This window comes from Micromonospora sp. NPDC049060 (genome assembly GCF_040649055.1).
Taxonomy (GTDB): domain Bacteria; phylum Actinomycetota; class Actinomycetes; order Mycobacteriales; family Micromonosporaceae; genus Micromonospora; species Micromonospora reichwaldensis.
Genome location: NZ_JBEZEV010000023.1, coordinates 55,598 through 76,655 on the forward strand (window position 1 = coordinate 55,598; position 21,058 = coordinate 76,655).

Sequence of the window (21,058 nt, forward strand, 5' to 3'; positions counted from 1 at the left end):
CGGCTCATGACGGTCGGCGTACGCCAGCGGTGGCGTGACTCGCGTCCCGCGCTCCCGCCCGACCGGCGGCCCGTACTGCCGACCGTCCTCGCCGTGCTCGCCGTCGTGGCCGGTACCGGCTACCGCCTCGGGCTGCTGCTGCACGACGCGCCGCCGACCAACAGCGACGAGGCCACCATGGGCCTGGCCGCGCTGCACATCTCCCGCGGGCAGGAGTTCCCCGTCTGGTTCTACGGCCAGGCGTACATGGGCACGCTGGAGGCCTACCTGGCCGCGCCGGTGTTCGCGCTGGTCGGCCCGTCGACGCTCGGGCTGCGCCTGCCCGTCCTAGCCCTGTACGCGGTCTTCGTCGTGCTCGCCTGGCGGCTGACGCTGCGGCTGACCGGGGACCACTGGTTCGCCCTGCTCGTCGTGGCGCTGCTGGCGCTCGGCTCGGACCGGGTGGTGAAGAACCAGCTCATCGCCGGGGGCGGGTACCCGGAGATGAACGCGGCCGGGGTGGCGCTGGCCGTGCTGGCGTACGACCTGGCGGCCGGCCGGCCGGGACGCCGACTGCCCCGCTGGGCGGGGTGGGGCTTCCTGGCCGGGCTGATGCTCTGGGTGGACCCGCTGGTGCTGCCGTACGTGGCGGCGACCGGCGCGGTGCTTCTCGCATACGGCCGGCGGGAGCTGCGCGGCCGGGCCGGCGTGCTGCTCGGTGCCGCCGCGCTCGTCGGGGCCGGGCCGCTGCTGGTGCACAGCCTGGCGACGGGGCGCAATCCGGTCGCGGCGGTGCTCGCCGCCGGTGGCTCCGGGCAGCCCGCCGGCTGGGCGGACCGGCTGCACGGCGGGCTGGTGCTCGGCCCGCCGCTGGGCATGGGCTTCTGCTCCCCGAGCCACTGCACGCCCGGCCAGTCGTGGTGGGCGGTCGCCCTCCCGCTGCTGCTCCTCGCGGCCACCCTCTCGGCCTGGCGCGCGCTGCGCCCACCCGTCGCAGATCTTGGACAGTTGCCGTTCAGGGTCGACGGCAACTGTCCAAGATCCAGCGTGGCGACCGGCGGAGCGGTCCGGCTCGGTCTGGTGGGCGCGGCCGTCGGGACGCTCGCCCTGTACACGGCCAGCAGCGCCGCGGGCCGCACGCCGGTGGAAAGCTCCCGGTACCTGTCCTGCCTGCTCATCTCCGTTCCGGCCCTGCTCTGGCCGCTCTGGTCGGCCGCCCGCCGCGCTGACGGGACGGGCACGGCCGGTGCGGGCACGGGCGGCACGGGCCGAGCGGGCGGGACGGGTGCGGGCGGGGCGGGCACGGGCCTGCCGGGCCTTGGCGGCACGGGCGGGGCGGGTCTTGGCGGCGCGGCCGGTGCGGGTGCGGGCGGGGCGGGCACGGGCGGCACGGCCGGGACGGACATGGCCGGTGCGGGCACGGGCCGAGCGGGCGGGACGGGTGCGGGCGGGGCGGGCAGGGTCCGGAGACGCGGTGGCGTCGGGGCCGGAGCGCGGTGGCGGGGCGTGACGGGGTTCGCGGCGGTCCTGGTGCTCGCGGGGACGCTGGGCACCGCCGCCGTGGCCACCGCCGGCGCGGTCGACGCCGCGCCCGCCGCCCGCGCCGCCGAGGCCCGGCACGCCGGACTGGTCGCCGCGCTGCGCCAACGGGGCGTCCGGCACGTGTACGGCGGCTACTGGACCTGCAACCGGCTCACCTTCGCCACCCGCGAGGACGTGCTCTGCGCGGTCGTCGACGACGACCTGCGCCCGGGGCACGACCGGTACCTGCCGTACCGCCGGGCGGTGCGACAGTCGGCGGCACCGGCCTGGGTCGCGCCGGCCGGCTCACCGCTGGCGGCCCGCCTGGACGAGCGTCGGCGCGCCGACCCGGCCGCGCTCGACCTGGTCACCGTCCCCGGCTGGCGGATCTACCTGCCCCGCCCCTGACCGAAGCTTCCACCCAGGCCAGGGCGCGGTCCACCAGTTCCTCGGCGGCGGCACGGCGGCGTAAGGGGCTCAGCCCGGCCGCGGACAACGCGACGTGCGGCGACCACTAGACTCTGCGGCATGGCAAAGCCCCAGGAGAAGGTCTCGTTCGGCCAGCGGCTGAAGCAGATCGGGATGGTGTTCAAGTTCACCGCCAAGCAGGACCGGTGGTTCGCGCCGTTGGCCGCCGGCGCGGTGCTGATCCCGCTCGCGCTCACCGTGGTCGCGGTCCTGCTCTGGGGCTGGATCTGGCTGCCGCTGGGCATCCTGTTCGCCCTGCTCTGCCTGCTGATCGTGCTCAACCTGCGGTCCAACCGGGCGATGATGAACGCCGCCGAGGGGCAGCCCGGCGCGGCGGCCCAGATCATGGAGAGCATGCGGGGCGACTGGCGGGTCACCCCGGCGGTCAGCTCCACCACGCAGATGGACATGGTCCACCTGGTCATCGGCCGGCCCGGGGTGATCCTGCTGGCGGAGGGCAACCCGCAGCGGGTACGCGGGCTGCTCGGCCAGGAGAAGCGGCGGCTGGCGAAGGTGATCGGCTCCGCCCCGCTCTTCGACTACGTGATCGGGCAGGAGGAGGGCGAGCTGCCGATCCGCAAGCTGCGCATGACGCTGATGCGGCTGCCGCGCAACCTCAGCGGCAAGGACGTCAACTCGCTGGACAAGCGGCTCAAGGCGCTCACCGCCCGCCCGCAGATGCCCAAGGGCGCGATCCCGAAGAACATGCGACCCGCGCGGGGCGCGTTCCGCCAGACGCGCGGTCGCTGACCTTCCGACGCGTACACGAAAGAGCCGGGCCTGTTCGCAGGGCCCGGCTCTTCGTGCGTCTCACGGGCGGGGGGCGTCGGTGACGACGGAGCCCGCCAGGCGGTCGTGCAGGCCGCGACGGTGGCCGTCCATCAGCAGGGCGGGGACGACCAGGGCGAGCAGCAGGCCGCGCAGCAGGGCCCGGGCCACCCCGATGCGACCGCCGTCGGCCCAGGCGACGCAGCGGACCTTCGTGATGAACATGCCCGGCGTCTGCGCGAAGAGCCCGAGGAAGAAGCCGTACTCGACGATCAGCACCAGCACGGGCGCCCACCCGTCACGGACCGGGTCGGCGAAGCCCCCGGCGACGAGCAGGCAGAGCACCCAGTCGATCACCAGCGCGCCGAACCGGCGCCCCAGGCTGGGCGGCGTGAAGGTGGGATCCGACGCGGGCGGTACGGGGCGATCATGCGGCTTGGTCACAACGGTCAAGGGTATCCAGGGGGTGTGGACGGATCGGGGACGGTCGCCCGCACCCGGGCAGCAAAAAGGGGCGAAAGCGAGCAAGTGTCAATAGAATGGCACAGCCGGTGGTGTCCCGTCGCCCGGTCCGGCCCCTGCCCGAGCGGCGCGGATGACGCTCCGCGAGGGACGTAACACGGCAGAAACACTCAAGACATGGCCGGGCAACCGCGCGGCCATAGCGTCGCCAAGAGCCTAGCCACCCGTGGACGTGCCAGGAGGACGTGTGTTCGCCAATCCCGAGGAACTCCTGCGATACCTCAAGAACGAGGACGTGAGGTTCGTCGACGTACGGTTCTGTGACCTGCCCGGCGTGATGCAGCACTTCAACCTGCCGGTCGAGTCCGTCGACGATGCCTTCTTCACCGAGGGCCTGGCCTTCGACGGGTCGTCGATCCGCGGTTTCCAGGCGATCCACGAGTCGGACATGCTCCTGCTCCCGGACGTCGCCACCGCCTTCATCGACCCCTTCCGGGCGCAGAAGACCCTCGCGCTCAACTTCTTCATCCACGACCCGTTCACCCGCGAGGCCTACAGCCGGGACCCGCGCAACGTGGCGAAGAAGGCCGAGGCCTACCTGGCCGCCAGCGGCATCGCCGACACCGCGTACTTCGGGGCGGAGGCGGAGTTCTACATCTTCGACTCCATCCGCCACGAGACCTCGGCGCACCAGTCGTTCTACTACATCGACTCGATCGAGGGCGCCTGGAACACCGGCCGCGAAGAGCCGGGCGGCAACCGCGGCTACAAGACCGCGTACAAGGGCGGCTACTTCCCGGTGCCGCCGGTCGACCACCTCGCCGACCTGCGCGACAGCATCGTGCGCCGGCTGGTCGACAGCGGGTTCACCGTGGAGCGCTCGCACCACGAGGTGGGCACCGCCGGCCAGTCCGAGATCAACTACCGGTTCTCGACGCTGCTGCACGCGGCCGACCAACTCCAGCTCTTCAAGTACATCGTGAAGAACGAGACCTGGGCCAACGGCAAGACCGCGACGTTCATGCCGAAGCCGCTCTTCGGCGACAACGGCTCCGGCATGCACACCCACCAGAGCCTGTGGCTCAACGGCGAGCCGCTGTTCTACGACGAGACCGGCTACGCCGGCCTGTCCGACATGGCCCGCTGGTACATCGGCGGCCTGCTGCACCACGCCCCGTCGCTGCTTGCCTTCACCAACCCGACGGTCAACTCGTACCGCCGGCTGGTGCCGGGCTTCGAGGCGCCGGTCAACCTGGTCTACTCGCAGCGCAACCGCTCCGCCTGCACCCGCATCCCGGTGACCGGCAGCAACCCGAAGGCCAAGCGCGTCGAGTTCCGCGTGCCGGACCCGTCGGCCAACGTCTACCTGGCCTTCTCGGCGATGATGATGGCCGGCCTCGACGGCATCAAGAGCAAGATCGAGCCGCCGGCGCCGATCGACAAGGACCTCTACGACCTGCCGCCGGAGGAGTGGGGCGACGTCAAGCAGGTGCCGGGCTCGCTGTCGGCGGTGCTCGACTCCCTCGAAGCCGACCACGACTACCTGCTCGACGGCGGGGTGTTCACCCCCGACCTGATCTCGACCTGGATCGAGTGGAAGCGCACCAACGAGGTCGACCCGGTGCGCCTGCGCCCGACCCCGCACGAGTTCGCCATGTACTTCGACTGCTGACGCAGCAGAACACCCAAGGAAGGCCCCGGGTTCCCCCGGGGCCTTCCTGCGTTCACCGCGCACCCCCGCGTTCACCGCGCGCCCCTGCCGCGCCACGCACCTTCCCGCCCGGCCCGACCACCCTCCGTTCGTCCGACCGGCTCCGGCTCGACCGCCCTCCGCCCCACCGGCTCCGCGATCGCGGCCGGTGGAACACCATGGGTGTCACGGGAAGGCTTTGACACCCGTGGTGTTCCACTCGACGCGCGATCGCGCCCCTACCTTGCCCGCCGAGGCGGCCGGGCGGCGCCCAAGCCACGTAACGGGCCGCTGCATACCTTCGCGTCCGTTATATTGCTGGCGTGGACACACCGCTGCGCGAACCCACCTTCCTGATCCTCACCGCGCTGGCCGGCGAGCCGATGCACGGCTACGGCCTGATCGGCGAGGTCGCCGCCCTCTCCGACGGGCGCGTGTCGCTGCGGCCCGGCACCCTCTACGGCGCGCTCGACCGGCTGACCGACGCCGGCCTGGTCGAGGTCGACCGCGAGGAGGTGGTGGACGGCCGGCTGCGCCGCTACTACCGCCTCTCCCCCACCGGCGACGCCACACTGAGCGCCGAGACCGAGCGCCTGCGCCGCAACGTCGAGGCCGCCACCGCCCGCCTGCGCACCCGCGCCGCCCGACCGCTCGCCCCGCGTACCGCCGGGGGGTTGGCATGAGCGAGCTGGAGCGGCGCTACCACCGCCTGCTGCGGGCGTACCCGGCCGAGTACCGGCGGGCGCGCGGCGCGGAGATCGTCGGCACGTACCTCGACCTGGCCGGGCCGGGGCGACGCTGGCCCTCGCCCGCGGACGCCGCGGACCTCGTGCGCGGCGGCCTGCGCCAGCGGCTGCGGGCCGCCGGGGCCGCCGACCTGATCCCGGGCGTACGCCTCGCCGCCGTCCTCGCCTTCCTCACCGCGACGGCGCTGGCGGGGGCCTGGTCGGGGCTGGAGCTGCACCCGCCGATGGCGCAGTGGGGCGTGCCGCACGCCGGACCGTTCGTCTCGCTCGGGATCGGGGTGTGGGCGGCCTGGCTGCTCGCCGCGGCCGTGCACGCGGCGGCACCGGGTCGGTGGACCCGCCGCGCGGTGGCCCTGGCCCTGCTACTCACGGTCGCGGTCATACCCGTTGCGGCCCTCGCCGGCCTGCCCCGACCACCGCTGTTCGTGCTGCTGCCACAGGTCGGGCTGGGGCTGGTGGCGCTGGCCCTGCCCGAACGGCTGCCGGCGCTGATCCGGACGGCGCCCCTGCTCGCGGTGGCCGCCGCCGGCCTCACGAGTGTCAACCTGCTGCCCCGTTACGACTCCTACGTCAGCTACCACGGCTGGACGGCGAGCGGGATCCTGCCCGGCGCCGCCGTGACGCTGCTCGTCGTGGTGCTGCTGCTCGGCGCGGGGCTGGCCCTGCGGGCCGATCCCCGGGGCGGCTGGGCGCTGCTGGTGCTGCTGACCCCGGTCGGCCTGCTCTTCCTTCAGCCGCTGGCCGGCGCGCTCGACGGCAACATGCGCGGCGCGCCCACCCCCGGCTGGGACGCCCTCGCCGCGACGGCCGTCCTGGTCGGCGTCGCCGGCCCCGCGCTGCTGCCGCTGGCGCTCGCCCTGCGCAAGCGCCTACGCGGACCCGGGCCGGTCGGCACCGGCGACCGTTGCCCGTCCTGCGGCCGTACCACCGAGCGGGTCCCGTGAACCAGGGGCAGCGGCACCCGGGCGGCGGGTGGAACACCACGGCTGTCACCCGAGGGTTTTGACAGCCACAGCGTTCCACTCGCCGCAGTTGCGGCCGCGAGTGGCGGGGCCCTGCCTCGGCGTCAGGTGGCGACGCCCGGCCTCGGCGGTGAGGGGCGGGGCGGCCCTCGCCGAAAGGTTCGCTCGCGGTGGCGGGAGGGTGGTCAGCGCAGGGCCGCCGCCCATTCCCGCGTGTGGGCGGCGAGGTGGTCGGCGGTGGCCAGCCAGTACGGGCCGTCCTCGGTCCAGATCCGGGCCCACGGCTCGCGCCGCTGCTCCGCGCCCTCGCGCAGCAGTTCGTACATCGCCCAGGCGCGGCGGCCGAGCATTCCGGCCAGGGCCGGGCGGGACGCCTCGTCGAGGCGGTAGCCGTCGGCGAAGGCGCGCAGCCGGGCCGCCGACTCGGCCACCGGCCGGTCCGGGCGCAGGCCGGCCATGCTCTGCGCGGCGTACGCGACGTCCCACAGCCGCGAGCCTGGCGCGGCGGCGTCCCAGTCGATGAGCACCCAGCCCCGGTCCGCCCTGATCAGGTTCCAGGGGGCCACGTCGTTGTGGCAGACGAGTTCCTCCCGGTCGGGCGGGATGAGCCGCTGCCACGCCGCGCCGGCCGGCGGGGTGAAGCCGGCCAACGCCTCGTGCAGTTCGGCCAGCATCCGGCCGATCGCGAACAGGTCCGCCACCGGGTACGTGCCCGAGGCCGCGCCGACCTCGCCGGGGACGTACTCCAGCACCTGCCGGCCCTGCGCGTCCCGGCCCAGGGGTCGGGGCGCGCCGGAGAATCCCACCGCGTGCAGGTGTTCCAGCAGGGCGTCCACCGCGTCGGTCCAGGGGCCGACCGGACGGCGCACGGTGTCGCCGACGCGCACCACGCCAGCGGTGGCGTTGCTCGGCAACGGTTCCTCGGCTGCGCTCATCCCACGATCATGGACCCGCCAGCCGCAGCGCGCCACGGGCCTCAGCCGGGCGCGCGGCGCGGGCGCGACGCCCCGAGGACACGGCGCGAACCCCGCCGGCCGGAACGCGCGGCACGGCCCCTCAGTCCGGGCGCGCGGCACCGGTCCGGCGGAGTCGGAGCAGGCCCCACACCGCCAGCCCGGCCGCCAGCGCGGTCATCGCCAGCGCGCCCGGGGCCTTGCTGAACCGGGCCAGGTTGGTGCCGTCGGGCAGGGCGAGGAAGGCCGCCGCCGTGCAGGGCGCCACGAACCAGGTCGTACGCGTCGCGGCGACCGCGAGCAGCGCCAGTGGCCAGGTGGCGTACCAGGGGTGGAAGACCGGGGCCAGCGCGACCGTGGCGGCCAGCGCCAGCCCGGCCCCGAGCAGCGCGGCCCGGGGGCGGGCGGCGTCCGGGCGGGCCACCCGCTGCCCGACGCCGCTCGCCCGGCGCAGCCCCGACCACGCCCGCCACCACAGCGCCGCCACCAGTACGGCGAGCAGCAGCAGCGCCGCGGCGCGGGTGACCGGCACCGCGCCCGGCTCCCGGCCGGCGAGGCCGCCCGCGTAGTCGACGACGAAGCCGACCGCCGTGGGCGGGGACGTCCACTGCTCCGAGTCGCCGCTGCGGGTCAGCCCGCCCACCCAGCCGAGGCCGAGCCCGGAGAGCAGGGAGGTGACGGCCACCCCGCCGATCACCCCGCCGGCCAGCCAGCCGCCGTCGCGCAGCAGCGCCCGTACGGTGTGACGGCCGTGCACGGCGGCCAGCGCCGCGAACGGGAGCACCACCACGGCGGTCGCCTTCACGGTCACCGCCAGCCCGAGCAGTGCCCCGGCCAGCAGCAGCGGCCCCGGCCTGCCAGGACGGCGGAGGAGCACCAGCAGGCCCAGCGTCAGCAGCCCGAGCATCACCGCGTCGTTGTGCGCGCCGGCGATCAGGTGCACCCCGACCAGCGGGCCGGCCAGCGCCAGCCAGGCCGCCCGACGGGCGGGCACCCCGGCGGCCCGGGCCAGCCCGACCAGGCAGACGGCGGTCAGCAGCACCCCGGCGACCGCGAGCAGCCGGAACGCCACGATCGCACCCACCAGGCCGCCGCCGAGGGTCACGGCGAGCGCGGCGAGCAGCATGAAGAACGGCCCGTACGGCGCCGGAGTGTCCCGCCAGATCGGCGCGACCGCGTCCACCCAGGGACAGCCGGCCCCGGCCACGCCGACGGCGTACGGGTCGACGCCGTGCGCGTACGCCCAGCCCTGGCAGGCGTACGAGTAGACGTCCCGGCTGCCCAGCGGCGGCGCGGCCAGCAGCGGCAGCGCCCACAGCCCGGCGGTCCGGTACGCCCACCGCGTCGACGGCGCGCCCCGGCGCAGCGCCCACCAGGCGCCGACCAGCAGGCTCGTGCCGACGAGCCACAGCGCGACGGTCCACGGCTCGTCGCCGAGGCCCCGAGCAGGGGTGGCTGCCCGGGGCAGCGCGCCGCCGAGCCAGCCGGCGACGGTCAGCAGCACCGCCCCGGCCAGGCCGACCCACCGGGCGAGCCCGGCGGAACCGGGCGACGGCGGGGCAGGTCCGGGCGACGGGGGTCCGGGCGACGGCGGGGGCCCGGATGGCGGGCCGGGCGGGGGCGGGATGCCAGGCGGTCGCGGGGTGCCGGGCGGGACCGGCGGAGCGCCGGGAGCGGTCACCGGCGTCCCTCTCCTCAGTCCACGGCGGCCGGTCGACGGGCCGCCCGGGCCGACCGTACCAAGCGGACCACCACCACGATCACGAACAGCGTCATCAGCGGCGCCCCGACGGTCTTGGTGTACCGGGCCAGCCCCGTGCCGTCGGCGAGCACCAGGAACGACGAGACGATCGCGACGACCGCGAACCACCCGGTGCGCCGGGCCGTGGCCGCGAGCACCGCGAGCGGCCACGTCCAGTACCAGGGGTGGAAGAGCGGGGCGAGCGCGACGGTGGCGGCCAGCGCCAGGCCGGCGTGCCAGATCGGCTCCCGGGTGCGCGCCCGCCACCACAGCCAGAGCAGCACCAGCGCCAGCGCCGCCATGCCGATCCCCCGGGTGGCCGGCAGCGGGTCGCCGTGCCAACCGAACGGCGCGGCGAGGTAGGCGACGGTCTGCCCCACCGCCGTGGGCGGCGAGGTCCAGGCGATCACCAGGCCGCCCTGTTCGAGCCCGGTCACCCAGCCGAAGCCCAGGCCGGTGGCGAGGGTCGCGCCGACCACGGCGGCGACCGCCCCGCCGACCACCCACCCGCCGTCGCGCACCAGCGCCCTGATCGAGTACGCCCCGACGATCGCCGCCAGCGCCGCGAACGGCACCACGACCAGCGCGGTCACCTTGATCGCGACGGCGAGCCCGAGCAGCACTCCCCCGCCGAGCAGCGGGCCGGGGCGACCCGGCCGGGACACCACCACGGCCAGCCCGGCGACGAGCAGCCCCACCATCAGCGCGTCGTTGTGCGCCCCGGAGACCAGGTGCACCCCGATCAACGGCGAGCCCAGCGCCAGCCAGACCGCCCGGCCGCCCGGTACGCCGCAGCGGCGGGCCAGCACCGGCAGGCAGGCCGCCGTCAGCCCCACCCCGACGACGGCGAGCAGCCGGAACAGCACGATGCTGCCGTACAGGGATCCGGTGGTCTTCACCACCGCCCCGGCGAGCAGCACGAACAGCGGCCCGTACGGGGCCGAGGTGTCCCGCCAGATGTAGGAGATGGTGTCCAGCCACGGGCACGGCAGCGCCGAGACGCCCTGCTCGTACGGGTTCAGGCCGGCGGAGAAGCTGGCCCCCTGGCAGGCGTACGCGTACACGTCCCGGCTGCCCAGCGGCGGCGTGAGAAGCAGCGGCAGCAGCCAGAGCCCGACGGTGACCAGCGCCCAGCGGGTCGACGGCACCCGGTCGCGCAGCGTCCACCAGGCGTACGCCATCGCGCCGGTGCCGACCGCCCAGGTCGCGATGATCAGCGGGCCGTACGGGCCCTGCCAGATGCTGACCGGGGTGGGGCGCAGGTCGCCGTCGGGGAACGCTCCGCCGAGGAACGCGGCCACGGCGAGCAGCGTCGAGCCGGCGAGGCCGATCCAGCGCGCGAGGTGGTGAGGCACGCCGGACATGCTGCCAGTACGGTGGTCGCGGTACGGAGGTGGGCATGCGGCGCAGTCGGGTGGTGGCGGTGGCCGCCGTCTCCGCCGTGCTCCTCGCAGTGACGTACGTCGCCCTCCCGCCGACCGGCTCCGACCTCGCCGCGCAGGTGGCCCGGGCAGACTTCTTCGCCGCGCACGGCCTCACCCCGGTGGACCTGCGCTGGTACGGCGGCGTGCAGCAGTTCGGCTACAGCCTGGTCTCGCAGCCGGTGATGGCGCTGCTCGGGGTACGGGTCACCGGCGCGCTGGCCCTGGTGGCGGCGGCGACCGCGTTCGCGGCGCTGCTGGTGCGTACCGGGGTGCCCCGCCCGTTGCTCGGCAGCCTCGTCGGGGTGCTCACCATCGCCGCCAACCTGGTCTCGGGCCGGGTGACGTACGGCCTCGGGGTGGCCTTCGGCCTCGGCGCGCTGCTCGCCCTGACCCTCGGCCCGGCCGCCCCCACCGGCGGCACCCGGGGTGGACCGACCGATCCCGGCCCGTGTGGACCGACCGGCGCGGGCCCGGGTGGACCGACCGGCGCGGGCCCCGGCAGGCGGGGGCGGCGACGGCAGCTCGTGCGGCTCGGGTTGGCGGCGGCCGGTGCGCTGCTGGCCTCGGCGACGAGCCCGGTCGCGGGTCTCTTCGTCGGCCTGGCCGGGGCGGCGCTCCTGCTGACCCGCCGGTACGCCGACGGCCTGGTGCTCGGCGTCGCCGCCGCGCTGCCGCTCGGGCTGACCGCACTGCTCTTCGGCGACGGCGGCTGGATGAACATCAGCCGCACCGACACGGTCCGCGCCGTGCTGACCAGCCTGCTCGTGGCCGCGCTCGTGGGCTACCGGCCGGTGCGGGTGGGGGCGTTGCTCTCGGCGGCCGGGGTGCTGGCGGCGGCGCTGGTGCACACCCCGGTCGGGCTGAACGCCACCCGGCTGGCCGTCATGTTCGCCCTGCCCCTGCTGGCCGCCGCCGCCCACCCCCCGGCCCGGCTGACGGCATGGCTGGGCCGGGGCGGCCGGTCCCCGGCCGTCGTGCCGCCCGCCGACGGGCCGCCAACCGACAACGCCGCCGGGGCCCGGGGAGGCCTCACGCCGGCCGGAGCACACAGTGGCGGCGGACGGGCCTGGGGCGGCGGGGTCGCGCTGGCCGGGCTGCTGGCGGCGGTGTGCTGGTGGCAGCCGCCGGTGCCCCCCGCCGACCTGCGCAGCGTCGACGACCCGACCAGCCGGGCGGCCTACTTCGCGCCGCTGCGGGCGTTCCTCGACGGGCAGCGCCTCACCGGCCGGGTGGAGGTTCCGCCGACCCGCAACTACTGGGAGGCGGCGAGGCTGGGCGAGGTGCCCCTGGCCCGGGGCTGGCTGCGGCAGGCCGACATCGACCGCAACCCGCTCTTCTTCACCACCGTGCCGGGGGCCGCGGGCACCGGGGTGCCACTGACCGCCGCGAGCTACCGGGACTGGCTCACCGCCAACGCGGTGCAGTTCGTCGCGGTGCCGGACGCCCCGCTGTCCTGGGTGGGGCGGGCCGAGGCCGAGCTGGTCGCGGGCGGGCTGCCCTACCTGACGCCCGTCTGGTCCGGCCCGCACTGGCGGGTCTGGGCGGTGACCGACCCGACCCCGATCGTCGGAGCGCCGGCCGAGCTGGTCGCGCACGACGGCGCGTCGGTGACGTTCCGGGCGCCGGGCGCCGGCACGGTGCCGGTCCGGGTGCGGCACAGCCGCTGGCTGACCGCCTCGGGCGGGGCCACGGTCGCCGCCGCCGGCGACTGGACGGCGGTGACGGTGCCGCGCGCCGGGCAGTACCGGCTCGGCAGCTGACCGGTCGCCCCACCTTTTGCCGACCCGGCAACAATCTTTGCTCCCGCGCTGCCGCCACGCCACGATCGACGTGGCAGGTAGGACCTCGTCGCAGTCGGGATGCTCGGCGAGGAGGCAGGCAGCGCACCAGGAGGACGAGACGTGCAGCACGACGCGACGGCCGGGCAGCACCGGCACGACCACACCCCGACGGCCACCGGCCACGACGGGCGGCACCCGGACGTGGACGAGGAGACCGCGCAGTTCTGGGAGGAGCACTACGGGCGGCACGAGAGGGTCTGGAGCGGCCGGGCGAACCCGATCCTGGTCGACGTCGCCGGCTCGCTGCCGGCCGGTACCGTGCTGGACCTCGGCTGCGGGGAGGGCGGCGACGCGCTCTGGCTGGCCGCGCGGGGCTGGCGGGTGACCGCCGTCGACGTCTCCGAGACCGCCTTGGCCCGGGCGGCCGAGGAGGCGGCCGCCGCCGGGGTCACGTCCCGCATCGAGTTCCGCCGGCACGACCTCACCCGGACCTTCCCGCCGGGCGCGTACGACCTGGTCTCCGCGCAGTTCCTCCAGTCGCCGCTGGAGCTCCCCCGGGCGGAGCTGCTGCAATCGGCGGCCCGGGCCGTGGCCCCCGGCGGCCGGCTGCTGATCGTCGAGCACGGCGAGGTCCCGCCGTGGGGGCGGCACGACCACGCGCACGCCCGCTTCTCCACCCCGCAGGAGACCCTGGCCGCGCTCGACCTCGATCCCGACCGCTGGGACACCGAGCGGCTCGACGCCCCGCGCCGGCAGGCCACCGGCCCGAACGGCGAGCCCGGCGAGCTGGTCGACCACGTGGTGCTGGTGCACCGCCGCCGCTGAGTTCCGCAGCGACGACCCGGCCGGGCGGCGGGCTCAGGAGTCGAGCACCCGTTCCATCGCCGCCCGGGAGCGGCGGCAGGTGCGCAGGTACTCGTCGAGGAACTCGCCGGGATCGTCGCGGCCGAGCAGCCGGACCACCCCGGCCAGCTCGACGCCGTGCCGGGGCAGCTGGTCGCCCTCCCGGCCCCGGACCAGCATCAGCGCGTTGCGGACCTGCGCGGCCAGCGTCCAGCCGGCCGCCATCTCCGTGGCGTCCGTCGGATCGACCAGGTCCGCGTCCCGGGCCGCCGCGAGGGCGTCGAGCGTACGCGTGCCGCGCAGCGCCGGGAGTGCCCCCGCGTGCCGGAGCTGGAGCAGCTGCACCGCCCACTCGACGTCGGCGAGGCCACCCCGCCCCAGCTTGGTGTGGGTGGCCGGGTCGGCGCCCCGGGGCAGCCGCTCGTGCTCCACCCGGGCCTTGATCCGGCGGATCTCCACCACCTGCTCGCGGCTCAGCCCGCCGGCGGGGTAGCGCACCGGTTCGATCATCGCCTCGAACTCGGCGCCGAGGTCGGCGTCGCCGCAGACGAACCGGGCGCGCAGCAGCGCCTGCGCCTCCCACACCTTCGACCAGCGTGCGTAGTACTGCGCGTACGCGGCGAGGCTGCGCACGAGCGGGCCCTGTCGGCCCTCGGGGCGCAGGTCGGCGTCCACGCCCAGCGCCGGGTCGGGCGCGGGCATGCCGAGCAGGCGGCGCAGCTCCTCGGCGATCGCGCGGGCGGAGCTGGCCGCGCCGTCGCCCGCACCGGCGGACGCGTCGTAGACGAAGAGCACGTCGGCGTCGGAGAGGTAGTTCGACTCGTACCCGCCGAGCCGGCCCATGCCGATGACCGCGAAGCGCAGCCCCGGCACGGGCGGTTGGGCCGCGCGGGCGGCCCGCAGGGCGGCGGCCAGGGTCGCGTCGGTGACGTCCGCCAGGGCGGTGCCGACGGCGGTCACGTCGGCCAGGCCCAGCGCCGCGCGCCCGCCGTCGGGCCGGGGCGGCGACGGGGCCAGCGAGCCGGCCCGGCTCAGCAGATCGGCGCAGGCGATCCGGACCAGTTCCCGGCGCCGCAGCGCGCGGATCGCCCGGGTGGCCTCGACCGGATCGGAGTGCCGGGCCGCGGCGGCGGCGAAGCCCTCGCAGAGGACCGTGCTGGGCCGGGGCGCCAGCTCGCTCTCCTCAGCCAGCAGCCGTAGCGCCTCCGGCTCGCGGGCCAGCAGGTCGGCGGCGTACCGGGAGGAGGAGAGCACCCGGGCCAGCCGGCGGGCCACCGGCCCGGAGTCGCGCAGCAGGCGCAGGTACCAGGGGGTGCTGCCGAGCTTGTCGGAGACCTGCCGGTAGTTGAGCAGGCCGCGGTCCGGCTCGGGGGCGTCGGCGAACTCGCTCAGCAGCACCGGCAGCAGGGTGCGCTGGATGGCGGCGGTGCGGCTCACCCCGCCGGTGAGGGCCTGGAGGTGACGCAGCGCCCCGGCGGGGTCGGCGAAGCCGAGGATCTCCAGCCGGTGCCGGGCCGCCTCGGGGGTCAGCCGCAGCCCGTCGGCCGGCACCCGGGCCACCGACTCCAGCAGCGGCCGGTAGAGCAGCTTGGCGTGCAGTCGGCGTACCTCGGCGGCGTGGGTGACCCACTCGGCGCGGAACTCCTCGACGGCGCTGCGGCCCGGCGTGGCGGTGTGGCCCAGCGCGGCGGCCAGCCAGCGCAGCGCGGTCGGCTCGGTCGGCACGGTGTGGGTGCGGCGCAGCCCCTGGAGCTGGAGGCGGTGCTCGACGCCGCGCAGGAAGCGGTAGCCGCGCAGCAGCGCCTCGCCGTCGGCCCGGCCGACGTAGCCGCCGGCGACCAGCGCGCGCAGCGCCGGGATGGTGCCGGGCACCCGCAGCGCCTCGTCGCCCCGGCCGTGCACCAGTTGCAGCAGCTGCACGGCGAACTCGATGTCGCGCAGCCCGCCCGGACCCCGCTTGATCTCGCGCTCCAGCTCCTTCGGCGGGATGTTGTCGATGATCTTGCGTCGCATGGCGCGGACGTCCTCGACCGCCTCGGGCCGCTCGGCGGCCCGCCACACCAGCGGGGCGAGCTGGTCGATCCACTCCCGGCCCAGCGCCAGGTCGCCGGCCGCCGGCCGCGCCTTGAGCAGCGCCTGGAACTCCCAGGTGCGCGCCCAGCGCCGGTAGTAGGCGAGGTGGCTGGCCAGCGTCCGCACCAGCGGCCCGCGGTTGCCCTCCGGGCGCAGGGCGGCGTCGACCGGCCAGGCGACCAGCCCGCAGATGTGGATCAGTCGGGTGGCGATGGTGGTGGCCGCGGCGAGGTCGTCGTCCTCGGCGGCCACGAAGATCACGTCGACGTCGGAGACGTAGTTCAGCTCGTCGCCGCCGCACTTGCCCATCGCCACGACGGCCAGCCGGGGCCGGGGGGTGCCCTCCGGCAGCTCGCCGACCGCGATCTCGTAGGCCGCCGCCAGGGTCGCGTCCGCCAGCGCGGAGAGCGCGGCCATGGTCTGCTCCAGGCCCCGGCCGCCGGTCAGGTCGGCCGCCGCGATCCGCAACAGCGCCAGCCGGTACGCCCTGCGCAGCACCGCCACCGGCTGCCCGTCGCCGGACAGGTCGAGCCGCCCCTCGGCGGTCGGCGCCAGCCCGTCCGGGGCGGTGCGCAGCGCGGGCCACTGGTCCGGGTTGGCGACCAGGTGGTCGCCGAGTGCCGACGAGGCGCCGAGGACGGCGATCAGCCGGCGGCGCAGGCCGGGGTCGTCGGCGAGCCCCGCCAGCAGCGCCGACGGCGCCTGCTCCGGGGCCTCCCGACGCTCGGCCTCGACAGGCGTCCCGGGGTGGGCCTTCCCCCCGGAACGGCCCGTGGCGGGGCCGGTGCCGTTCGTGGCCATCCGGCGCTCGGCCTCGACGATGCGGTGCAGCTGGCGCAGCGCCAGGTCCGGGTCGGCGGCCCGGGAGAGTGCGGCGAGCAGCTCCGCGGCGCGGCCGTCGGTGGGCTCCTGCACGTCCGGTCGCCACAGCCCCAGCCCGTCCGGGCCGAGCAGGTCGGCGGCGCGGGTGGCGCCGGCACCGCCGTCGGTGCCGAAGCCGTAGCGGGCGAGCCGTCCCGCGGCCCTGGCCGGCCGGCTCATCACTGCCCGAGCAGGGGCAGGCTGCGGCGGGGCGTGGCGTCCTCCAGCTCACCCAGGGCCAGCGCGGCGAACCGGGCGGCGAACGGCTGCCAGACCTCCTCGACGTCGACCATCACGTCGTGGCAGGCCGCCACCACCAGGTCGGGGTCGTAGCCCAGCTCGGCCAGCAGCCTCGAGTCGGTGGCCCAGTCGGCGATCATGGCGGTGTCGCACTCGATGTGGAACTGCAACCCCCAGGCCCGGTCGCCGAGGCGGAACGCCTGGTGGGGGTAGCGGGTGGAGGCCGCCAGCAGGGTGGCGCCACGGGGCAGCTCGGTGATCTCGTCGGCGTGCCACTGGAACACGTCGGGGATCAGCGGGACGTAGCGGAACAGCGGGTCGGTGTCGGCGGCGTCCCGCTTGCCGACCACGCAGGGGCCGACCTCCGGGCCGCTCGGGCTGCGTACGACCTCGCCGGCGTGCGAGGTGGCCAGCAGCTGCGCGCCGAGGCAGATGCCGAGGGTCGGCACCCGGTGCCGGACGGCCTTGCGCAGCAGCCCCTCCAGCGCCGGCAGCCAGGGCGCGGCGGGCGACCCGTCCGGCAGCGGGTACGGCGCCATCGCGCCGCCGAGCACGACCAGCGCCGAATATCCCTCCAGGTCGGCGGGGATCTCGTCACCGGCGTGGGCGCGGACCACCCACAGGTCGAGGCCGGCCTCGGTCAGCCACTCGCCCAGCCGGCGGACGTCGTCGGTCGGGTCGTTCTCGATCACCAGCGCGGTAGCCACGACGTCGAGGCTAGCCGGTGGCCCGGACGGACCCCGGAACGCCTCCACCGGCGCGGCGGACGATCGGACTCAGGGGGCGCGCAGCGCGTCGAGCATCCGGGCCAGGGCGGTGCGGGTGTCGGCCAGGGCGGTCGGGTCGGCCGCCCCGGCGATCCAGAGCGCCGCCTCGTTCATCGCACCCGAGAGCAGATGGGTCAGGGGCGCCACCGGCTGCGGCGCGATCAGCCCCTCCTCGATCAGCAGAGTCAACGCGTCGGCCAGGTGCCGGCCCGACGCCGCCTCGTCCAGCGCGCGCCACTCGTTCCAGCCGAGCACCGCCGGGCCGTCGATCAACATGATCTGCTGGATCTCCGGATCGGTGCTCGCGGTGAGGAACGCCTGGCAGCCCGCCGTGAACCGGGCCCACGGGTCCGCCTCGGCGTCGGCGGTCGTGGCGACCCGGTGGGCCACCTCCCGCTGCACCTCCGCCAGCACGGCCCGGAACAGCTCGGCCTTGCCGGCGAAGTGGTGGTAGAGCGCGCCCTTGGTGACTCCGGCCACCCGCACGATCTCCGCCAGGCCGACCGCCGCGTAGCCCCGGGTGGCGAACAGCTGCCGGCTCTCGGCCACCAGGGCCCGCCGGGTCTGTTCCCGCTGCTGCGCCCGGACACCCTCGGTCATCGCGCCCCCTCGTTGACATACCAACGGTATGTTAAATACGGTCTTCGACATACCGATGGTATGCGAAAGGGTCGAGATGAACCTGACCAGCTTCTACCCCGTCGTCTGCACCTCGCAGCTACGCGAGTCACACGACTTCTACCGACGCTTCTTCGGCTTCGAGACGACCTTCGAGGCCGACTGGTACGTGAGCCTGCGCCGACCGGGACCGCCCGCGTACGAACTGGCGCTGCTCGACCACCAGCACCCGACGCTGCCCGAGGCGTACCGGGCACCCGTGCGGGGACTCCTGCTCAACCTGGAGGTGACCGACGTCGACGCCGAATGGGAGCGGCTCGTCGTCCGGGGCGGACTGCACGCCGAACTGCCGCTGCGCGACGAGGAATTCGGGCAGCGGCACTTCATCGTCGCCGCGCCCGACCGGGTGCTGATCGACGTGATCACGCCCATCCCACCGTCGGGGGCGTACGCCGAGCAGTACCTCGACGGGTGAGCCGCCCGCGCGACTAGGCTCTGCCGCTGTGTCCGACCGCACCGCACCCACGCCCACCGCACTCGACGCCGCCGTACGACCGCCCGCGCTGCGCCCCGGCGACACGGTGATGCTGGTGTCGCCGTCCGGGCCGACCCGGCCGGAACGGGTGGCCCGGGGTGTCGAGCTGCTCACCGGCTGGGGACTGCGGCCGGTGCTGGCGCCGAACGCGTACGCCCGGCAGGGCTACCTCGCGGGCGCGGACGACCTGCGCGCCGCCGACCTGAACGCGGCGTTCGCCGACCCCGAGGTGCGCGGGGTGATCTGCACCCGGGGCGGCTACGGCGCGCAGCGGATCGTCGACGCGATCGACATGGCCGCCGTACGCCGCGACCCGAAGGTGGTCGCCGGGTTCTCCGACATCACGGCGTTGCAGTTCGCGCTCTGGCGGGGCGCCCGGCTGGCCGGCGTGCACGGCCCGGGGGCGGCCTGGCTGGACGAGCGCACGCCGCTGCGCTCGGCCGAGTCGCTGCACGCCGCCCTGATGACCACCGAACCGGTCGCGGTCAGCGCCGTCGCCGAGGAGGAGACCTTCGCGGTACGCGTGCCCGGCCGGGCCACCGGTCCGCTGCTCGGCGGCAACCTCTGCCTGGTCGTGGCGTCGCTGGGCACCCCGGACATGCCGGACCTGACCGGCGCGGTCCTGCTCGTCGAGGACGTCCAGGAGCCGCCCTACAAGGTGGACCGGATGCTCACCCAGCTCCGCCGCGCCGGGGTCCTGGACGGGCTGGCCGGGGTCGCGGTGGGCCAGTTCACCGACTGCGCGGACGGCTGGTCGGTCGGCGTCGCCGACGTGCTCTCCGAGCGCCTCGGCGACCTCGGCGTCCCGGTCCTCGGCGGCCTGCCGATCGGTCACGGCCCCGGCCAGCTCACCGTCCCCGTGGGCACCGAGGCCACCCTGGACACGGAAACCGGCACCCTGACGGTCACCCCCGCCGTCCGCTGACCCCACCCACGCGGCCCGCGCGGCCCGCGCTCCCGCACGCCCCAGGTGATCATGAGGTTAGCGGCAGCGATACCGACATTCCGCACCGCCAACCTCATGATCACCCGAGGTCAGGGTCAGGGGGTCAGGTGGGCCAGGGCGCCCGTTTCCAGGGCGGCCCAGACCGTGGCGTCCGGGGCGACCGTGAGGCCGTGGGGTTCGGAGGCCGGGGTGGGGAGGTCGTAGGTGTCGATCGCGCCGCCCGGGGCGACGTGGCCGATGCGGTTGCCGCCCCACTCGGTGTACCAGCAGCCGCCGGCCGGGTCGGCGACGATCGCGTGCGGCCGGGCGGACCGGTCCGGCAGCGGGTACTCGGTGATCCGCCCGTCCGGGGTGATCCGACCGAGCTGACCGGCGCCGATCTCGACGAACCAGAGCGCCCCGTCGACGCCGGCGGTGATGCCGACCGGCGCGGCCCCCTCGGTCGGCAGCGCGTGCAGGGTCACGGCGCCGTCCATGCCGATCCGGCCCACCGCGTTCGCCTGGTTGAGCGTGAACCAGACGGCCTCGTCCGGCCCGGCGGCGACCATCGAGGCGAAGCCGCCGCTCACCGGCAGCGGGAACCGCGTCTGCTCCCCGTCGACGGTGACCCGGCCGATCGCGTCGGCGCTCATGGCCGCGTACCAGAGGGCGCCGTCGGGACCGGCGGCGATGCCGCAGGGGCCGGTTCCCGCCAGTAGCTCGACGGCGCTCAGCTCGCCGTCGGTGGTGATCCGGCCGATCCGGTCGTCGCCGGAGCGGGTGAACCAGAGGGCGCCGTCGGGGCCCGGCGTGATGATCAACGGTCGGCTGTCGGGCGACACCGACCAGGTGCGCAGCTCACCGCCCGCACCCATCCGGGCGATGCCGCCGGCATGGGCCAGCGTCAGCCAGAGCGCGCCGTCGGGGCCGACCGTGATGCCGTACGGGCCGCCGCCCGCCCCGCCCAGCGGGACCTCCCTGATCTTCGCGGACATCGTCACGAGGGTCACCTTCCGTCACCTGCTCCGCCCCGGCGGGGCCCTGCCGACCGCACACCCTCGCCGCCCCCGCGCGCCGATGCAACCCGTTTGTCCGATCGGCCGGCCCGGATTGCCAGCTCGCTGACAGGGTCGCCACGGCATCCCCTCAGCCCTGCCGGTCACTGTCGGTGCGGTCATCGCACCACCCACCGACGAGCTGGAGGACGACATGTCCCGCACCACGAGGAAGAAGCACCTGCTGGCCGGGCTGGCCGCGGCCGGCGTACTCGGCGTGGGCCTCGCCGCCCCGACGGTCGCGTTCGCCGCGGACGGCGACACCCCGGCGCCGGGCGCCAGCACCAGCGCCGCCGAGGACGGCGACCGCCAGCAGCAGCGAGCCGACCGGCAGGCGGAGTTCGCCGGGAAGCTCGCCGCGGAGCTGGGCGTCGACACCGACAAGGTGACGGCCGCGCTGGAGAAGCTGCGCGAGGAGCACAAGCCCGCCGACCGGCCCGAGAAGGGCGACCGGCCCGGCAAGGGCGACCCCGCCGACCGGCAGGCCGCGATGAAGGAGCGCCTGGCGCAGGCCGTCGAGGACGGCAAGCTCACCCAGGAGCAGGCCGACGCCGTCACCGCCGCCGCCGAGGCCGGCGTCCTGCCCGGCCCGGGCGGTCGGGGCGGCCACGGCGGACCGGCCGGCAGGTGACGTACGCCGTCCGCC

17 protein-coding genes and 1 pseudogene are annotated in these 21,058 nt (G+C 75.8%); 10 read left to right on the forward strand and 8 right to left on the reverse strand.

Going from position 1 to position 21,058, the window contains the following annotated elements; translation table 11 throughout:
• The first annotated feature begins 6 nt into the window (after window positions 1-6).
• The gene (locus tag AB0B83_RS12320) at window positions 7-1,908 is read left to right on the forward strand and encodes a hypothetical protein (protein ID WP_357578215.1); all 1,902 of its coding nucleotides are present in this window, start codon (window positions 7-9) and stop codon (window positions 1,906-1,908) included.
• Window positions 1,909-2,028: 120 nt separating this feature from the next.
• The gene (locus AB0B83_RS12325; protein WP_132236063.1) at window positions 2,029-2,718 is read left to right on the forward strand and encodes a DUF4191 domain-containing protein; all 690 of its coding nucleotides are present in this window, start codon (window positions 2,029-2,031) and stop codon (window positions 2,716-2,718) included.
• 60 nt (window positions 2,719-2,778) lie between these two features.
• Here the strand turns inward: AB0B83_RS12325 and AB0B83_RS12330 are convergent, their stop codons facing one another.
• On the reverse strand, window positions 2,779-3,117 hold the full coding sequence (locus AB0B83_RS12330) for an RDD family protein (RefSeq protein WP_311414761.1): 339 nt from the start codon (window positions 3,115-3,117) through the stop codon (window positions 2,779-2,781).
• A gap of 328 nt (window positions 3,118-3,445) precedes the next feature.
• Here AB0B83_RS12330 and glnA point away from each other — a divergent pair, with 328 nt between their 5' ends.
• The 3 genes from glnA (at window position 3,446) to AB0B83_RS12345 (ending at window position 6,578) form a co-directional block, all read left to right on the forward strand.
• Window positions 3,446-4,870: a type I glutamate--ammonia ligase gene (gene glnA, locus AB0B83_RS12335; protein ID WP_132236059.1), complete on the forward strand. Its 1,425-nt coding sequence runs from the start codon at window positions 3,446-3,448 to the stop codon at window positions 4,868-4,870.
• 341 nt (window positions 4,871-5,211) lie between these two features.
• A complete protein-coding gene (locus AB0B83_RS12340; protein WP_357578216.1) occupies window positions 5,212-5,571 on the forward strand; it encodes a helix-turn-helix transcriptional regulator in 360 nt (119 codons plus the stop codon).
• Window positions 5,568-6,578: a hypothetical protein gene (locus AB0B83_RS12345; RefSeq protein ID WP_357578217.1), complete on the forward strand. Its 1,011-nt coding sequence runs from the start codon at window positions 5,568-5,570 to the stop codon at window positions 6,576-6,578. Before AB0B83_RS12340 ends, AB0B83_RS12345 begins: the two co-directional genes overlap by 4 nt.
• 203 nt (window positions 6,579-6,781) lie before the next feature.
• On the opposite strand, the gene AB0B83_RS12350 is transcribed toward AB0B83_RS12345, so the two are convergent.
• The 3 genes and pseudogenes from AB0B83_RS12350 to mptB (AB0B83_RS12360) form a co-directional block, all read right to left on the reverse strand.
• Window positions 6,782-7,531 (reverse strand): phosphotransferase, encoded by a 750-nt coding sequence (locus tag AB0B83_RS12350; protein WP_357578218.1) that lies wholly within the window; start codon window positions 7,529-7,531, stop codon window positions 6,782-6,784.
• Between the two features lie 121 nt (window positions 7,532-7,652).
• Window positions 7,653-9,089: pseudogene (gene mptB / locus AB0B83_RS12355) on the reverse strand (polyprenol phosphomannose-dependent alpha 1,6 mannosyltransferase MptB); the annotation flags it as partial.
• Between the two features lie 155 nt (window positions 9,090-9,244).
• Window positions 9,245-10,645 carry a polyprenol phosphomannose-dependent alpha 1,6 mannosyltransferase MptB gene (gene mptB / locus AB0B83_RS12360; protein ID WP_357578219.1) on the reverse strand — a complete coding sequence of 467 codons (1,401 nt, stop codon included), beginning with the start codon at window positions 10,643-10,645 and terminating at the stop codon, window positions 9,245-9,247.
• A gap of 44 nt (window positions 10,646-10,689) precedes the next feature.
• Between mptB (AB0B83_RS12360) and AB0B83_RS12365 the strand changes: the two genes are divergently transcribed.
• Window positions 10,690-12,474 (forward strand): hypothetical protein, encoded by a 1,785-nt coding sequence (locus AB0B83_RS12365; RefSeq protein WP_357578220.1) that lies wholly within the window; start codon window positions 10,690-10,692, stop codon window positions 12,472-12,474.
• A 141-nt stretch (window positions 12,475-12,615) separates the two neighbouring features.
• Window positions 12,616-13,320 (forward strand): methyltransferase domain-containing protein, encoded by a 705-nt coding sequence (locus AB0B83_RS12370; RefSeq protein ID WP_357578221.1) that lies wholly within the window; start codon window positions 12,616-12,618, stop codon window positions 13,318-13,320.
• 33 nt (window positions 13,321-13,353) lie between these two features.
• Here the strand turns inward: AB0B83_RS12370 and AB0B83_RS12375 are convergent, their stop codons facing one another.
• From AB0B83_RS12375 to AB0B83_RS12385, 3 genes are all read right to left on the reverse strand, one after another.
• Window positions 13,354-16,452: a bifunctional [glutamine synthetase] adenylyltransferase/[glutamine synthetase]-adenylyl-L-tyrosine phosphorylase gene (locus AB0B83_RS12375; RefSeq protein WP_357578222.1), complete on the reverse strand. Its 3,099-nt coding sequence runs from the start codon at window positions 16,450-16,452 to the stop codon at window positions 13,354-13,356.
• Window positions 16,452-17,219: a type 1 glutamine amidotransferase gene (locus AB0B83_RS12380; protein WP_357578223.1), complete on the reverse strand. Its 768-nt coding sequence runs from the start codon at window positions 17,217-17,219 to the stop codon at window positions 16,452-16,454. Before AB0B83_RS12380 ends, AB0B83_RS12375 begins: the two co-directional genes overlap by 1 nt.
• Before the next feature lie 69 nt (window positions 17,220-17,288).
• Window positions 17,289-17,879, reverse strand: a complete 591-nt coding sequence (locus tag AB0B83_RS12385) for a helix-turn-helix domain-containing protein (RefSeq protein WP_357578224.1) — start codon at window positions 17,877-17,879, stop codon at window positions 17,289-17,291.
• Between the two features lie 76 nt (window positions 17,880-17,955).
• Between AB0B83_RS12385 and AB0B83_RS12390 the strand changes: the two genes are divergently transcribed.
• Entirely contained in the window at window positions 17,956-18,372 is a 417-nt protein-coding gene (locus AB0B83_RS12390; RefSeq protein ID WP_357578225.1) for a VOC family protein, read from the forward strand.
• A gap of 109 nt (window positions 18,373-18,481) precedes the next feature.
• Complete coding sequence (locus AB0B83_RS12395) at window positions 18,482-19,357, forward strand: LD-carboxypeptidase (RefSeq protein ID WP_357578228.1); 876 nt, start codon at window positions 18,482-18,484, stop codon at window positions 19,355-19,357.
• Window positions 19,358-19,473: 116 nt separating this feature from the next.
• Here the strand turns inward: AB0B83_RS12395 and AB0B83_RS12400 are convergent, their stop codons facing one another.
• Complete coding sequence (locus AB0B83_RS12400) at window positions 19,474-20,352, reverse strand: virginiamycin B lyase (RefSeq protein ID WP_357578229.1); 879 nt, start codon at window positions 20,350-20,352, stop codon at window positions 19,474-19,476.
• Between the two features lie 214 nt (window positions 20,353-20,566).
• Here AB0B83_RS12400 and AB0B83_RS12405 point away from each other — a divergent pair, with 214 nt between their 5' ends.
• On the forward strand, window positions 20,567-21,043 hold the full coding sequence (locus AB0B83_RS12405; RefSeq protein ID WP_357578226.1) for a hypothetical protein: 477 nt from the start codon (window positions 20,567-20,569) through the stop codon (window positions 21,041-21,043).
• Window positions 21,044-21,058: the final 15 nt, after the last annotated feature.

What these genes read in the sequence shown, in the direction of transcription:
- AB0B83_RS12400 (WP_357578229.1), bottom strand. Translation starts at nt 20,352, where the DNA reads ATGTCCGCGAAGATCAGGGAGGTCCCGCTGGGCGGGGCGGGCGGCGGC.
- AB0B83_RS12350 (WP_357578218.1), bottom strand. Translation starts at nt 7,531, where the DNA reads ATGAGCGCAGCCGAGGAACCGTTGCCGAGCAACGCCACCGCTGGCGTG.
- AB0B83_RS12405 (WP_357578226.1), top strand. Translation starts at nt 20,567, where the DNA reads ATGTCCCGCACCACGAGGAAGAAGCACCTGCTGGCCGGGCTGGCCGCG.
- AB0B83_RS12385 (WP_357578224.1), bottom strand. Translation starts at nt 17,879, where the DNA reads ATGACCGAGGGTGTCCGGGCGCAGCAGCGGGAACAGACCCGGCGGGCC.
- AB0B83_RS12390 (WP_357578225.1), top strand. Translation starts at nt 17,956, where the DNA reads ATGAACCTGACCAGCTTCTACCCCGTCGTCTGCACCTCGCAGCTACGC.
- AB0B83_RS12365 (WP_357578220.1), top strand. Translation starts at nt 10,690, where the DNA reads ATGCGGCGCAGTCGGGTGGTGGCGGTGGCCGCCGTCTCCGCCGTGCTC.
- AB0B83_RS12375 (WP_357578222.1), bottom strand. Translation starts at nt 16,452, where the DNA reads ATGAGCCGGCCGGCCAGGGCCGCGGGACGGCTCGCCCGCTACGGCTTC.
- AB0B83_RS12345 (WP_357578217.1), top strand. Translation starts at nt 5,568, where the DNA reads ATGAGCGAGCTGGAGCGGCGCTACCACCGCCTGCTGCGGGCGTACCCG.
- AB0B83_RS12320 (WP_357578215.1), top strand. Translation starts at nt 7, where the DNA reads ATGACGGTCGGCGTACGCCAGCGGTGGCGTGACTCGCGTCCCGCGCTC.
- AB0B83_RS12395 (WP_357578228.1), top strand. Translation starts at nt 18,482, where the DNA reads ATGCTGGTGTCGCCGTCCGGGCCGACCCGGCCGGAACGGGTGGCCCGG.
- AB0B83_RS12325 (WP_132236063.1), top strand. Translation starts at nt 2,029, where the DNA reads ATGGCAAAGCCCCAGGAGAAGGTCTCGTTCGGCCAGCGGCTGAAGCAG.